Below are 14,837 nucleotides of genomic sequence, written 5' to 3' on the forward strand. Positions count from 1 at the left end.
CGGTCCCGCTCATGTCTGCAGGCGAGCCCACGGCACGCGAGCGCGAGAAGCAGACCGGCACCGGGGAAGGGGAACAGCTGCCTCTTCCGTCCCTTTGCCCGTCCAACACACCGAGTCTGCCGAACGGACGGGCCCGATCCCAGTGGCCGCTCTGCCGGGCGGAGACAAGCGCCTTGGCCCCGGGTGCCTTCGCGGTCTTGTCCTCGACTACCTCAACGCCCACCCCGGTGAGGCCTTCACCGCTACCAGGATCAGCCGCTTGATCGACCGCTCGTCGGGTGCCATCGCCAACGCCCACCCCAACCCCTCGAAAGCCGCAGCCGGCCAACGCATCCACAAACTCGAACCCGACCCCACCGCCGAACCCATCGTGCAGCGGATCTTCACCATGTACATCGACGGCATGAGCGACAAAGCCATCGCCGCCCAGCTCACCCGCGAAAGCATCCCCTGCCCCTCAGCCCACGACGCCACCCGCAACCCCCACCGCAAAAAGACCGCATGGCAGCAAGGCGCCGTACGCGCCATCCTCATCAACCCCCGCTACACCGGCTACGAGATCTGGAACAAACAACGCAAGGAAGAACGCCTCCTCGACGTCGACGACGTCACCCTCGGCCACCGCACCAGCATGACCCACAACCCCACCGAGGAATGGATCCGCTCCAACGAACCGGCCCACGAAGCAATCATCAGCCTGGGCCGGTTCGACACCGTCCAAACCCTCCGCACACAACGCGCCCGCAACCAAGGCCGACAGGAACGAGCCGGAAAGCAAGGCGGACGCCCCTACGCCCTGCGCGGACGGATCCGATGCACCCTGTGCGGACGCAAAATGCAACCCGCCACCATCCGCAACCACGTCTACTACCGCTGCGAATTCAAGGACCAGGAAGCCGCCCTCTACCCCCACCTCACCCACCCGCGCACCGTCAACCTGCGCGAAGACATCGTCTGCCAGGCCCTGGACCAGTGGATCGCCCGCGCCTTCACCCCCGACCGGCTCACCGCCACCCTCACCGCCCTCACCCACGCCAGCGCCGCAGCAAGCACCGCAGAGACCCACACACCTGAACAGGCCCAAGCACGCCAGACGATCAAGGACTGCGAGCGACGCCTCGCCCGCTACCAAGCCGCCCTCGAAGCTGGAGCCGACCCAGCCGTCGTCACCCAGTGGATCAACGCAGTACAGCAAGACAAAGAGGCAGCACAGAAGAAACTCGACGCGCTCCCCGCCCTCAACCGGAAGAAAGAATCCCCACTCGACGCCGAGCAGATCCGAAAGATCACTGAAAGTCTTGGAGACATTGCACAGCGCATCCACACAGCCGACCCCGACCAGAAAGGCCCACTCTACGAAGCCCTCGGGATCACCATCACCTACGAACACACAACAAGGGCCGCGACCGTAAGGTCGAGACCCTCATCCGCGTATCGTCAGTGGTTGTGTCCGAGGGGGGACTTGAACCCCCACGCCCGATAAAGGGCACTAGCACCTCAAGCTAGCGCGTCTGCCATTCCGCCACCCGGACCAGGTGTCTGTCGCCTTGCCGGGGGTGTTTTCCCGGGCGACATGGACAACAATACCAAGGTTTCGCAGTGGCTTTCACCTGCGTTTCCGTGACCTGAGACGGGGGTGCCGCCCCGTCGGCGGAGGGCGCCGGGCTCACAGGGTGTGTCCGGGCCGACGCGTGGAGTGTGTGCGCGGGCCCGGACACCTCGGGGGTCACGGCATGAGTTGGTAGTCCGGGAAGTTGCCGGGCAGCCGCTCGCCGGCCGGGCCTTGGGTCACCGCTCTGACCAGCAGTTCACCGCCCACGAACGCACCGCGCCACGACGCTCCGAAGCCGCCGAACAGTTCGTCGCGGTCGCCTCGGGAGCGCGGCTTGCCGTGGCCGGTCTTGAAGGCGCGGATCTGCGGTGCGAGCCGGTCGTAGGTGGCCCGGTCGTCGGTCGCCAGGGTGGCGACCAGGGCGCCGTTCGACGCGTTCATGGCCGCGAGAAGTTCCGCCTCCGTGTCGACCAGCACGATGGTGTCGACCGGTCCGAACGGTTCCGCGTGGTGCAGCGGGGACGAGGGCGGGGGGCCGAGGAGGGTGACCGGCTGGACGTATGCGGAGGTGTCCTGGCCGGGCAGGAAGCGGGCGTCGGACGGCTTTCCGCGGTGCAGCGGAACGGCGCCGCGGTCGATGGCCTCGTTGACCTGGTCCTGGAGTTCCTTGGCCTTGGCCGCGTTGATCAGCGGACCGAAGTCCAACTGCGGGTAGGCATCCTCGGGGTGCTCGACCGCCAGGGGGTGGCCGACCTTGACGGTGCGGACCGCCGGGAGGTACGCCGCGAGGAAGTCGTCGAACCGTGAGCGCTGCACGACGAAGCGGGGGTAGGCGGTGCAGCGCTGCTTGCCGTAGTCGAAAAGCTTGGGGATGACGGCGGTGAGGGCGTCCCAGTCGGTGTAGTTCCAGATGCCCCAGGTGTTCAGACCTTCTTGTTCCAGCACGTGTCGCTTGCCGAGGTCGGCCACCGCGGTGGCGACGGCGGCGCCGGTGTCGCGGCCGCCGACGAAGGAGACACAGCCGATCTCGGGCGCCCGTACCAGCGCCTCCGACAGTTCGCCGCCGCTGCCGCTGACGAGGGTGACGGGGATGCCCTCGCGGGCGGCGAGCGCGGCGGCCAGGGTGAGGCAGGCGACCCCGCCGTCGGTCGGTGTCTTGGCGATGACCGCGTTGCCCGCGAGCGCCTGGACCAGCATGGCGTGGACGAGCACGCTCATCGGGTAGTTCCAGCTGGCGATGTTGGACACCGGGCCGTCCAGCGGGGCCCGGCCGGCGACCATCGGTTCGATGCCGTCGACGTACCAGCGCACGCCGTCGATCGCCCGGTCGACGTCGGCCTGGGCGAGCCGCCAGGGCTTGCCGATCTCCCAGACGAGCAGCAGGGCGAGCAGTTCGCGGTGCTCGGTGAGTGCGTCCAGGGTGGCGGAGACCCGGGCGCGGCGCTCGGGGAGCGGGACGTGGCGCCAGGCGCGGTGCTGGTCGAGGGAGGCGCGTACGGCCTGGTGGGCGGTGGTCCGGTCGAGGCGCGGTGCGCCGGCGATCGGGCTGTCGTCGACCGGGCTGGTCGCGGGCAGTGCGCGGCCGTCCGGCTGCCAGGCGGCGGCCCACAGGTTGCGGACGCCGTCCTCGTGGAAGGCTTCGGGGGCGACGGCCAGGCAGCGCTGCCAGGCGTCGTTCCAGGACGTGCCGGACTTCAGGGTGAGGGTTGGTTGCTTCGGGGTGGGGCTGGTTGCCATGGGCTTGGCTCCGCTCTCGGTGCACAGTCGGGCGGGGTGGGAAAGGGTCGTTCCCGCGCTGGAGCCGGTCGCACCGCCGGCTCGGGCGGGAGGAGGACGCGGGCGGCGGGGACACGGCCTCGGGGCGGGGCCGGGAACGCCGGACGCGTCGAAGGGTGCAGGATGCTCGGCCGGGTTCAGCCGCGGACGGGCCCGCCGTGTGCTGTCAGCGTTTCCAGCACCAGCCGGGCTGTTTCGGTGGGTGTGCCGCCGACCCGGACACCGGCCGCCTCAAGGGCTTCCTGTTTGGCCCGCGCGGTGCCCGAGGAGCCGGAGACGATCGCACCCGCGTGACCCATCGTACGGCCCTCGGGGGCGGTGAATCCGGCGACGTAGCCCACGACGGGCTTGGTGACGTGCTCACGGATGTACGCGGCGGCGCGTTCCTCCGCGTCGCCCCCGATCTCGCCGATGAGGATGATCAGCTCGGTGTCGGGGTCGTCCTGGAAGGCGGCCAGGCAGTCGATGTGGCTGGTGCCGACGACGGGGTCGCCGCCGATGCCGACACAGGTGGAGAAGCCGATCTCCCGCAGTTCGTACATGAGCTGGTAGGTCAGCGTGCCGGACTTGGAAACCAGTCCGATGCGGCCGGGCTTGGTGATGTCGGCGGGGATGATGCCGGCGTTCGACTGGCCGGGCGTGATCAGCCCCGGACAGTTGGGGCCGATGATCCGGGTGCCCTTCGTCCTGGCACGGGTGGTGAAGACGACGGAGTCGTGGACCGGGATGCCCTCGGTGATGACGACGGCGAGTCCGACTCCGGCGTCGACGGCCTCCAGCACGGCGGCCTTGGCGAAGGCGGGCGGCACGAAGACGACGGTGACGTCGGCGCCGGTCGCCTCGATGCCCTCGCGGACCGTGCCGAAGACGGGGACGGCCCGGTCGGCGAAGTCGACGGTCCGGCCGGCCTTGCGCGGGTTGACGCCGCCGACGACGTCGGTGCCCGCGGCGAGCATCCGGCGGGTGTGCTTCATGCCCTCGCCCCCGGTCATGCCCTGGACGAGGACCTTGCTCTCCTTGGTCAGGTAGATGGCCATGGTGTCCCTGTCTCCTCAGGCTGCGGCGGCGAGCCGGGCGGCATGGGCGGCGGCGCCGTCCATGGTGGTGGCCTGCTGGACCAGCGGGTGGCCGCGGTCGTCGAGGATCGACCGGCCGCGGGCCGCGTTGTTGCCGTCGATCCGGACGACGAGTGGTTTGGTCAGCCGGACGGTCTCCAGGGCCTGCACGATGCCGTCGGCGACCGCGTCGCAGGCGGTGATCCCGCCGAAGACGTTGACGAGGACCGACTTGACGGCCGGGTCGGACAGGATGACCGCCAGTCCGTCCGCCATAACCTGCGCGGACGCTCCGCCGCCGATGTCGAGGAAGTTGGCCGGCCGGGCGCCGCAGCCCGCCACCACGTCGAGGGTGGACATGACGAGGCCGGCGCCGTTGCCGATGATGCCCACCTCGCCGTCGAGCTTGACGTAGTTGAGGCCGCGGGTGGCGGCCGCGGCCTCCAGCGGGTCGTGGTGGTCGGCCTCGTCGGCGCCCCAACGGGCCTGCCGGAAACGGGCGTTGTCGTCCAGGGTGACCTTGCCGTCGAGGGCGAGGATCTGGCCCTGCCGGGTGCGCACGAGCGGGTTGACCTCGACGAGCAGGGCATCCTCGCGGACCAGTACCTGCCACAGCCGGACGAGGACGTCCACGGCCTGGGACGGCAGCCCGGCTGCCGCGGCGATCTCGGCGGCCTTCGCCGAGGTGACGCCCTCGGCCCGGTCGACGGGGATCCGGGCGACGGCTGTGGGGCGGCTCGCGGCCACTTCCTCGATCTCCATACCGCCCTCGGCGGAGGCGATGGCGAGGAAGCCGCCGGCCGTCCGGTCGAGGACGTAGGAGACGTAGAACTCGCTCTCGATGTCAACGGGTTGGGCCAGCATCACCTTGCCGACCGTGTGCCCCTTGATGTCCATGCCGAGGATCTGCCGTGCGGTCAGCTCGGCGGCGGCCGGGTCGGCGGCGAGCCTGACCCCGCCCGCCTTGCCGCGGCCACCGGTCTTCACCTGGGCCTTCACCACGGCCCTGCCGCCGAGCCTGCGGGCGATCTCGCGGGCTTCCTCGGGCGAATCGGTGACCTCCGCCCGCGGCACCACGATGCCGTGTTCCTCGAAGAGTTCCCTTGCCTGGTGTTCGTACAGGTCCAAAACCGGCTCCTGTCCTAAAAGTGCCGCACGCCCCCTGGACACCACCCACCGGATGCGGGATAACAATCTTCATACAGTATCCGTCGACTGTATGCAATGTACAGCGCCGGAGCTCCACCCCTCACGAAGGGACCGGACTTCGCCATGCCCGTCGACACCGACGAGGAGATATCCCCAGGTCATCCCGTCGTCCAGGCGCTGAAGGCCGAAGCCGTCGACCGCATCCGCACCCCGCGCCGCGGCCACGTCGCCGACCGCCACGACGGCAGCGCCGACGCGGGCACCGGGGCCGCCGACGCGGGGGGCCGCTGGTCCGCCGGGCGCACCGCCGACGGCCGCACGCGCCTCACCGGCGGGCCCGGCCGCCCGGCTGACGCCGCGGATCCGGGGACCACGCACGCCGCCAGTGCCGGCTGTACCGCCTGTGTCACCGGTGCCTTCCGTGTGGGGTCGCGTCCGACATGTCTGCGCAGCCGCCCGGGGGCCGCGACGGGGCCGGTGCCGGCCCCCTGCCGCGGTGGGCACCGGCCTCCCGGGAGAGCCGCCGCCGATCGACGTCCGGCCCCGCCCGGACGCGTACGCCCCCGGATCCATGCATCCCGACCCGTACAAGTGAGGTGAGCCCGGTGACCACCAAGGCACTCGACGGCATCCGCGTCCTGGACATGACGCACGTCCAGTCCGGGCCCTCCGCGACCCAGCTGCTCGCCTGGCTCGGCGCGGACGTCGTCAAGCTGGAGGCCCCGACCGGCGACATCACACGCAAACAGCTGCGTGACCTGCCGGACGTCGACTCCCTGTACTTCACGATGCTCAACTGCAACAAGCGGAGCATCACCCTGAACACCAAGACCGGGCGCGGCAAGGAGATCCTGGCCGAGCTGATCCGCCGCAGCGACGTCATGGTCGAGAACTTCGGTCCCGGCGCCGTCGACCGGATGGGGTTCACCTGGGACCGCATCAGGGAGATCAACCCGCGGATCGTCTACGCCTCCATCAAGGGCTTCGGCGAAGGCCCCTACACCGCGTTCAAGGCGTACGAGGTCGTCGCGCAGGCGATGGGCGGGTCGATGGCGACCACCGGCTTCGAGGACGGCCCGCCGCTCGCGACCGGCGCCCAGATCGGCGACTCCGGAACCGGCGTGCACGCCGTGGCGGCCATCCTCGCCGCCCTCCTGCAGCGCGAACGGACCGGCCGCGGCCAGCGGGTCAACGTCGCGATGCAGCACGCCGTGCTCAACCTCTGCCGGGTCAAACTCCGCGACCAGCAGCGCCTCACCCACGGCCCGCTCGCCGAATACCCCAACGAAGACTTCGGCGACGAGGTACCGCGCTCCGGCAACGCCTCCGGCGGCGGCCAGCCCGGCTGGGCCGTCAAGTGCGCGCCCGGCGGACCCAACGACTACGTCTACGTGATCGTGCAGCCCGTCGGCTGGCGCCCGCTCAGCGAACTGATCGGCCGGCCCGAACTGGCCGACGACCCCGGCTGGGCGACCCCGGCGGTCCGGCTGCCCAAGCTCAACAAGATGTTCCAGCTGATCGAGGAATGGTCCTCGACGCTTCCCAAGTGGGAGGTGCTGGAGAAGCTGAACGCGCACAACATCCCCTGCGGGCCGATCCTGTCGACGAAGGAGATCATCGAGGACGACTCGCTGGTCGCCAACGAGATGGTGGTCACCGTCCCGCACCCCGAGCGCGGCGAGTTCGTCACCGTGGGCAGCCCGCTCAAACTCTCCGACTCACCCGTCGACATCACCGCCTCCCCGCTGCTCGGCCAGCACAACGAGGAGATCTACATCGGTGAACTCGGCCTGGGTGACCAGGAGTTGCGCCTGCTCAAGTCGAACGGAGTGATCTGACGTGATGGCCGAGGACCGGACGGTGAAGGTGCGGGCGCTCCTCGACGCGGTACGCGCCGAGGGACGCACCGCGCTGACCGCCCCGGAGGGCAAGGTCATCGCCGACGCGTACGGCATCGCCGTACCGGGCGAGGAACTGGCGACGGACGTCGACGAGGCGGTCGCGTACGCGGCGCGGTTCGGCGGACCCGTCGTGATGAAGATCGTCTCGCCCGACATCCTGCACAAGACCGACGCGGGCGGGGTGATCGTCGGCGTCGAGGGCGCGGCGGACGTACGGGATGCCTTCCACCGGATCGTGCGGAACGCGCGCGCCCACGACGCCACCGCCCGGATCGAGGGCGTGCAGATCCAGGAGCTGCTGCCCCAGGAGCAGGAGGTCATCGTCGGCGCGGTCACCGATCCGACGTTCGGCAAGGTGGTGGCCTTCGGACTCGGCGGTGTGCTGGTCGAGGTGCTGAAGGACGTCACCTTCCGGCTCGCGCCGGTGGACGCCGACGAGGCGCTGTCCATGCTGGACTCGATCCGGTCGGCGGAGATCCTGCGCGGGGTGCGCGGCCAGGCGGGCGTGGACCGGTGGGCGGTCGCCGAGCAGATCCGCCGGGTCTCCCAGCTGGTCGCGGACTTCCCGGAGATCGCCGAGGTGGATCTGAACCCGGTGATCGCCACGGCCGAGGGAGCGGTCGCCGCGGACATCCGGGTGATCATGGCCGACAAGCAGCCGCAGCCGCGCCGCACCTACTCGCGTGCGGAGATCCTCACCTCCATGCGGCGGCTGATGCAGCCGTCGTCGGTCGCCGTGATCGGCGCCTCCAACGAGCAGGGCAAGATCGGGAATTCGGTCATGCGCAACCTCGTCGACGGCGGCTTCCGCGGGGAGATCCACCCGGTGAACCCCAAGGCCGACGACATCCTGGGCCGCAAGGCGTACAAGAGCGTCACGGACGTCCCCGGTGACGTGGATGTCGCGGTCTTCGCGATCCCGGCCAAGTTCGTGGCCGCCGCGCTGGAGGAGGTGGGGCGCAAGAAGATCCCCAACGCGGTGCTGATCCCCTCCGGGTTCGCGGAGACCGGCGAGCACGCGTTGCAGGCCGAGATCGTGGCGTTGGGCGAGCGGTACGGCGTCCGGCTGCTCGGGCCCAACATCTACGGCTACTACTCCACCTGGCAGGACCTGTGCGCGACGTTCTGCACGCCCTACGACGTCAAGGGCGGGGTGGCGCTGACCTCGCAGTCCGGCGGCATCGGGATGGCCATCCTGGGTTTCGCGCGCACCACCAGGACGGGTGTGTCGGCGATCGTCGGTCTCGGCAACAAGTCGGACCTGGACGAGGACGACCTGCTGACCTGGTTCGGCGAGGACCCGCACACCGAGTGCATCGCGATGCATCTGGAGGACCTGAAGGACGGCCGCGCGTTCGTCGAGGCGGCGCGCGCCACCGTGGTGAAGAAGCCCGTGGTGGTACTGAAGGCGGGCCGTACGGCGGCCGGCGCGAAGGCCGCCGGCTCGCACACCGGGGCGCTGGCCGGCGACGACGCCGTGTACGACGACATCCTCCGCCAGGCCGGTGTCATCCGGGCGCCGGGCCTGAACGACATGCTGGAGTACGCGCGCGGGCTGCCGGTGCTGCCCACGCCCAAGGGCGACAACGTGGTGATCATCACGGGGGCGGGCGGCAGCGGCGTGCTGCTGTCGGACGCGGTGACGGACAACGGCCTGTCCCTGATGGAGATCCCACCGGACCTGGACGCGGCCTTCCGGAAGTTCATCCCGCCCTTCGGGGCCGCGGGCAACCCGGTGGACATCACCGGGGGCGAGCCGCCGTCGACGTACGAGGCGACGATCCGGCTCGGGTTCGAGGACCCGCGTATCCACGCGCTGGTCCTCGGCTACTGGCACACGATCGTCACGCCGCCCATGGTGTTCGCCGAACTGACCGCGCGGGTGGTGGCGGAGTTCCGGGCGCGCGGTGTCGAGAAGCCCGTCGTCGCGTCGCTCGCGGGCGACGTCGAGGTCGAGGAGGCCTGCCAGTACCTGTACGAGCACGGCGTGGTGGCGTACCCGTACACGACGGAGAAACCGGTCGCCGTGCTGGGTGCGAAGTACCGCTGGGCGCAGGCCGCGGGGTTGTTGGGGGGCGGTTCATGAGATGAGCGAGGAGGGGCCGTCCGACGGTGCGCCGGCCGGCCCCGGTCCCGAGCGCGCACGAAACGCATTGGACAGGGGGCGCTGGCCAAGCTTTCGACGCAAGGGGAATCGAGATATGACAACCACCGAGCACTCCGCCGCCGTCCCCTACCGGGAGGTGGCGGACCGCAACGGCCGCGTGTACCGGATCGGCGAGTCCGATGTCGACATCATGGGGCGATCACGCAAGTGGATGGTCATCCTGCCCTGGGTGGGCATGATGGGCATCAGCTCCGCCGAGTACGCGTTCACCTCGGCGGAGGACACTCTCCACGAGGCGCATCTGTGGAGCAGCGGACACATCTTCTGGCTGATGGGCGTCTGGGTGTTCTTCCAGGCGGCCGTGGCCTTCCCGGCCGGCCAGCTACGGGAGAGCGGCAAGCTGCCCGCCCGTACGGCCATGCTGATCGGCGCGGTCGGCACCATGCTGGGCTATCTGTCGCTGGCGTACGCACCGAATGTGCTCGTCGCTTATCTCGGCTTCGGCATGTGCAGCGGTATCGGCGCCGGTCTGGTGTACGCGACCTGCATCAACATGGTCGGCAAGTGGTATCCGGAGCGCAAGGGCGGCAAGACCGGCTTCGTCAACGGCGGTTTCGCCTACGGGTCCGTGCCGTTCGTCTTCCTCTTCACCTCGTACATGGACCTGGGCAACTACCAGACGGTGCTGGCGGCGGTGGGCGTCGGCCTGTGTGTGATGGTGGCCGCCGCGGGCTGGTTCTTCCAGGACCCGCCGAAGAACTGGTGGCCCCGGCAGTTCGACCCGCTGAAGGCGACCGACGACCCGCGCATCCGCCGGGCGCTGGAGAAGAACCCGCCGGCCGTGAAGCAGTACACGCCGAAGGAGGCGGCGCGGACACCGGTTCTGTGGATGATGTGGTTCTGCCTGCTGTGCACGGCCGGCATCAACATCTTCGGCATCGCCTTCCAGGTCCCGTTCGGCAAGGACATGGGCTTCGCGGGCGGGATCGTGGCCACGGCGATGTCCCTGAAGGCGATCGTCAACGGCACCGGACGCGGCGTCATCGGCTGGATATCCGACCGCTACGGGCGTCGCAACACACTGATCATCGTGTGTCTGGTGCTCGGTACCGCGCAGTTCGGCGTGCTGGTCTCCGGCCAGATGGGCAGCATGCCGTTCTTCCTGTTCTGCTCGATGGTCTCCGGCTTCGGCGGCGGGGCGATCTTCCCGCTGTTCGCGGCGATGACGGCGGACTACTTCGGCGAGAACAACAACGCCAGCAACTACGGCATGGTCTACAGCTCCAAGCTGGTCTCCGGCCTCGTCGGCTCGGGCATGGGCTCGGTGGTCGTCAGCGCGTGGGACTACCACGGCGCGTTCGTCCTGGCCGGCTCCATCGGTCTGGCCTGTGCGGTGCTCGCGGTCTTCCTCAAGGCACCGGGCAGGCCCGGGGCCAGGCGCATCGCACCCAACCCGCAGCCGCTCGGCGAGGAGATGGCGTGACATGACGGCAGGCCCTCCCCCACCGGGGAGGGCCTCCTGGCGTCCGTGCGGTCGGGCCTACTTGTGGCGCAGCGCGGCGAGGTTCTGGTAGCCGATGCGCGCGTGGTTCATGGACTGGGCCGGGTCGGTGGAGCTGGGCGCGTTGTCCTGCTCGACCATCGGGTTGTGGTAATTGCGCCGGCCCACGCGGGAGAAGAACGTCGTGTAGTCGATGTCTCCGGTGCCGAACGGAACCATGTCGTAGCCCTCGCCGCTGGTGGTGTTGACGACACCGTCCTTGGCGTGGAACAGCGGGTAGCGCTTGTTGTGGCAGGCGACCAGGGCCGCCGGGTCGAAGACATTCTCACGGGTGGAGCCGTCGGGAGCGGTGTAGGTGCGGAACTTGTACTGGGCCACGTGCGCCCAGTAGATGTCCATCTCCAGCCAGATCAGCTTGGGGTCGGTGACGGACAGGAAGTACTCCAGCTTGCGGATGCCGGAGCTGCGGGTCGGGCGGCCCTGGGCGTCGAGCGGGCCGCTGTCGAGCAGGAAGCCGTAGGCGGCGTCGTGGTTGTGCGTGTACAGCTTGATCCCGGCCCGGCGGGCGATCTCGCCGAGGGCGTGCCACTTGTCGGCGGCCACGTCCCAGTCGGCCCGGTAGGAGCTGCCGGTGGGGTCGCCGCCGGTGCCCATGTGGTCCATGCCGAGGATGTTCGCGATCTCCAGGTGCTTCTTGAAGGTGTCCACGTCGGCGGTGGTCAGCGGCCAGGAGCCGGGGATGAAGCCGTGGTTGCCCTGGGCGCGCAGCCCGAACTCGTCCAGCCAGCGGCGCAGCAGCCGGGCGCCCTCGGCGGTCTCCAGGTTCGCGCCGCCGGGCGCGTTGGGGTGCTGGCCGTAGCCGGCGAACTCGACCTGCCGGTAGCCGAACCGGGCCAGCTGCTCGAACACGGCCCGGAACCCGGAGGGCAGGCTGGTGGAGAGCGGGTCACGGCCGGTGGCGTCGCGGACCGTGTACAAGATGAGGCCGCGCTTGTCGGCGGGCACGAGCAGTTGCCCTCTGCCGCCGTTCCCGGATGCCTGGGCGGCCGGCGCCGCCTGGACGGGGGCCGCGCCGAACACGGGAGCGGCGACGGCGCCCGCCGCGACGGCGGTACAGGTGCTGAGGAAGCCACGGCGGCCGATGCCCAGTGCGCGGCGCAGGGGTTCGTCGGTGCCGGTGCCGGTGCCGGTGGTGTCGGTGTCGTTCACGGGTGCCTCTCTCTGGACCGTTGGTCCGATAGGCCCGCCAGGGCGAGCAGCAGGGACTTCACGTCGGTGGCCGCGATGCGGTCTCCGACGGCGCGGGGGGTGGAGCACAGGAGGAGCGGACCGTCGTCGTCGCTCGCGGGAAGGCGGCCGTGGCTGCCGCGGACGGGTGAGGCGTCGAGGGGGACGACCGCCATGCGGTAGCGCATGCCGAGCTTCTTGCGGGCGAGCGCGGTGGCGGCCTTGACCTTGACGTAGGGGTCGAGCGGGTCCATGAACAGCTCGACCGGGTCGTATCCGGGCTTGCGGTGGATCTCGACGAGCTGCGCAAAGTCGGGTGCGCGGTCGTCGTCGAGCCAGTAGTAGTACGTGAACCAGGCGTCCGGCTCCGCCACGGCGACCAGTTCACCGGAGCGCGGGTGGTCGAGGTGGTGGGCCTTCTTGCCCTCGTCGTCGAGGAGCAGGTCGATGCCGGGCAGGCCGTCGAGCGCGGCCCGGGTGGCGTCGAGGTCCTCGGCCCGGCGCACGTACACGTGGGCGATCTGGTGGTCGGCGACCGCGAAGGCGCGGGAGGCCGTCGGGTCGAGGTATTCCATGCCGTCCTGGGTGTGCACTTCCAGCAGGCCTGCCCGGCGCAGCGCCCGGTTGATGTGCACCGGGCGGTCGGCGCGGGTGATGCCGTACTCGGACAGGGCCACGACGGTGCGGCCGGCGGCGCGGGCGTCGTCCAGGAGCGGGGCCACGGCGGTGTCCAGTTCCGCGGCGGCCCGGTGTGCGCGCGGGTCGTCGGGGCCGTAGCGCTGGAGGTCGTAGTCGAGGTGCGGGAGGTAGCCGAGGGCCAGGTCGGGGTTGCGGGTGCGCAGGATGTGCCGGGTCGCGTCGATGATCCACTGGCTGGAGGCGAGGCCGGCGCCGGGTCCCCAGTACTGGAAGAGGGGGAACGTGCCCAGTTTCCCGGTGAGTTCGTCGTGCAGGGCGGCGGGGCGGGTGTAGCAGTCGGGTTCCTTGCGTCCGTCGGCGTAGTAGACGGGGCGCGGGGTGACGGTGAAGTCGGTGTCGGCGCCCATGGCGTACCACCAGCCGATGTTGGCGACGGTGTAGCCGGGGTGGGCGCGGCGGGCGGCGTCCCACAGTTTGTCCCCGCCGACGAGGGCGTTGTGCTGGCGCCACAGCAGGACGTCGCCGAGTTCTCGGAAGTACCAGCCGTTGCCGACGATGCCGTGCTCGGACGGCGTGGTACCGGTCAGCAGGGTGGACTGGACGGAGCAGGTCACGGCGGGCAGGACGGTGCCGAGCGCGGCCCGGGAGCCGGACCGGCCGAGCCGTTTGAGGTGCGGCATGTGGTCGAGGAGGCGGGGGGTGAGGCCGACCACGTCCAGGACGAGCAGCGGGGTGGGACCCGCGGTGGCGGGCGCGGCGCTCATGGCAGCTCCTTCAGGCCGAGGTCGGTCAGCAGGTCGCGGGCCAGCATGAGTTCGGCGGCGATGCCGTCGGCGAGCCGGCTGCGGTCGCGGGGGCGCAGGGCGGGCGGCAGGGCCTGCCAGGTGTAGGTCTCGACCTCCAGGTGGCGGGTGAGCGGGTGCGGGCCGCCGACGAGCCGGGCCAGGGCGGTGCGCAGCACCGGGAGCGTGGCGGTCAGGGGTGCGGCGGGGGCCGCGTGCAGCGGGACGTGGAAGTGGGACCGCCAGGGCGCGGACTCGGGCAGCGCGTCGCCGTGGACGGCCTCGCCGAGGTCGTCGGTGCCGCGCAGGCCGGCGCCGGTGAGGGTGCGGGTCTGGTGCAGGAAGCGGGGTTCGGCGAAGGCCGCGAGCGCCTCGCGGACCTCGGGGAGCCGGGGGTCGGCGGCGTGCAGGGCGGCGGACAGCTGGGACTTGACGACGCGGACGCCGGCCCGGGTGAGCCCGTCCAGGGCGGTGTCCGGGTCCTCGAAGGAGGTGGCGAGATGGCAGGTGTCGATGCAGATGCCGATGCGGTCGTGGCCGATCGCGGTGAGCGGACCGACGGCGTCGGCGGTGGTCTCGACGATGCAGCCGGGTTCCGGTTCCAGTCCGACGCGGACGGAGCGGCCGGTCAGTTCCTGAAGGGCGTCGAGGCGTTCGGCGAGGGTGCGCAGGGCGGCACGCGCGGTCTTCGCCCGCTGCTCGTCCCAGTCGGTGCGCCAGGCGAGCGGCAGGGTGGAGATGCTGCCTTCGGTGACGTCGTCGGGGAGCAGCCCGGCGAGCACCCGGGCCAGGGAGGTGGTGTGCTCCAGGCGCTCGGGGTCGGCCCAGTCCGGTTTGTAGACGCGGTACTTGACCTCTTCGGCACCGAAGCCCTGGTACGGGAAGCCGTTGAGGGTGACGACCTCTAGGCCGCGCCGGTCCAGTTCGGAGCGGAGGGTGCGCAGGGCGGCGGGATCGGTGACGAGGGCGTGGGCCGCGTCCCTGGCGAGCCACAGGCCGATGCCGAGCCGGTCCCGGCCCAGCCTGCGGCGTACGGGTTCGCAGTGGTCGCGGAGCTGGGCGAGGACGCCCTCCAGGGTCTCGGCGGGGTGCACGTTGGTGCAGTAGGCGAGGTGGACGGTGGTGCCGTCGGGGTGCCTGAAGCGCAT

10 protein-coding genes and 1 tRNA gene are annotated in these 14,837 nt (G+C 70.5%); 4 read left to right on the forward strand and 7 right to left on the reverse strand.

Features of this window, described 5'->3' with window-relative positions:
* The first annotated feature begins 259 nt into the window (after positions 1-259).
* Entirely contained in the window at positions 260-1,483 is a 1,224-nt protein-coding gene (locus tag ACFYPJ_RS21270; protein ID WP_389019242.1) for a recombinase family protein, read from the forward strand.
* Here the strand turns inward: ACFYPJ_RS21270 and ACFYPJ_RS21275 are convergent.
* The 4 genes from ACFYPJ_RS21275 to sucC form a co-directional block, all read right to left on the reverse strand.
* Positions 1,448-1,532 (reverse strand) — tRNA-Leu (locus tag ACFYPJ_RS21275). The genes ACFYPJ_RS21270 and ACFYPJ_RS21275 overlap by 36 nt on opposite strands.
* Positions 1,533-1,726: 194 nt before the next feature.
* Complete coding sequence (locus tag ACFYPJ_RS21280) at positions 1,727-3,289, reverse strand: aldehyde dehydrogenase family protein (protein WP_389019245.1); 1,563 nt, start codon at positions 3,287-3,289, stop codon at positions 1,727-1,729.
* 176 nt (positions 3,290-3,465) lie between these two features.
* A complete protein-coding gene (gene sucD, locus ACFYPJ_RS21285; protein WP_389019248.1) occupies positions 3,466-4,365 on the reverse strand; it encodes a succinate--CoA ligase subunit alpha in 900 nt (299 codons plus the stop codon).
* A 15-nt stretch (positions 4,366-4,380) separates the two neighbouring features.
* Entirely contained in the window at positions 4,381-5,511 is a 1,131-nt protein-coding gene (gene sucC / locus ACFYPJ_RS21290) for an ADP-forming succinate--CoA ligase subunit beta (RefSeq protein WP_389019251.1), read from the reverse strand.
* A 626-nt stretch (positions 5,512-6,137) separates the two neighbouring features.
* Between sucC and frc the strand changes: the two genes are divergently transcribed.
* The 3 genes from frc (at position 6,138) to ACFYPJ_RS21305 (ending at position 11,023) form a co-directional block, all read left to right on the forward strand.
* The gene (gene frc, locus ACFYPJ_RS21295) at positions 6,138-7,370 is read left to right on the forward strand and encodes a formyl-CoA transferase (RefSeq protein WP_389019253.1); all 1,233 of its coding nucleotides are present in this window, start codon (positions 6,138-6,140) and stop codon (positions 7,368-7,370) included.
* A 4-nt stretch (positions 7,371-7,374) separates the two neighbouring features.
* A complete protein-coding gene (locus tag ACFYPJ_RS21300) occupies positions 7,375-9,519 on the forward strand; it encodes an acetate--CoA ligase family protein (protein WP_389019255.1) in 2,145 nt (714 codons plus the stop codon).
* Positions 9,520-9,634: 115 nt separating this feature from the next.
* Complete coding sequence (locus ACFYPJ_RS21305) at positions 9,635-11,023, forward strand: OFA family MFS transporter (RefSeq protein ID WP_389019257.1); 1,389 nt, start codon at positions 9,635-9,637, stop codon at positions 11,021-11,023.
* 57 nt (positions 11,024-11,080) lie between these two features.
* Here the strand turns inward: ACFYPJ_RS21305 and ACFYPJ_RS21310 are convergent, their stop codons facing one another.
* Genes ACFYPJ_RS21310 through eboE form a run of 3 tightly spaced genes read right to left on the reverse strand, consistent with a single transcriptional unit; the run spans position 11,081 to position 14,837 of the window.
* A complete protein-coding gene (locus tag ACFYPJ_RS21310; RefSeq protein WP_389019259.1) occupies positions 11,081-12,250 on the reverse strand; it encodes a sugar phosphate isomerase/epimerase family protein in 1,170 nt (389 codons plus the stop codon).
* Positions 12,247-13,671 (reverse strand): alkaline phosphatase family protein, encoded by a 1,425-nt coding sequence (locus ACFYPJ_RS21315; RefSeq protein ID WP_389019261.1) that lies wholly within the window; start codon positions 13,669-13,671, stop codon positions 12,247-12,249. Before ACFYPJ_RS21315 ends, ACFYPJ_RS21310 begins: the two co-directional genes overlap by 4 nt.
* On the reverse strand, positions 13,668-14,837 hold the full coding sequence (gene eboE / locus ACFYPJ_RS21320) for a metabolite traffic protein EboE (protein ID WP_389019264.1): 1,170 nt from the start codon (positions 14,835-14,837) through the stop codon (positions 13,668-13,670). The genes ACFYPJ_RS21315 and eboE overlap by 4 nt, the downstream gene beginning before the upstream one ends.

This window comes from Streptomyces sp. NPDC006012 (assembly GCF_042871185.1).
GTDB lineage: Bacteria > Actinomycetota > Actinomycetes > Streptomycetales > Streptomycetaceae > Streptomyces.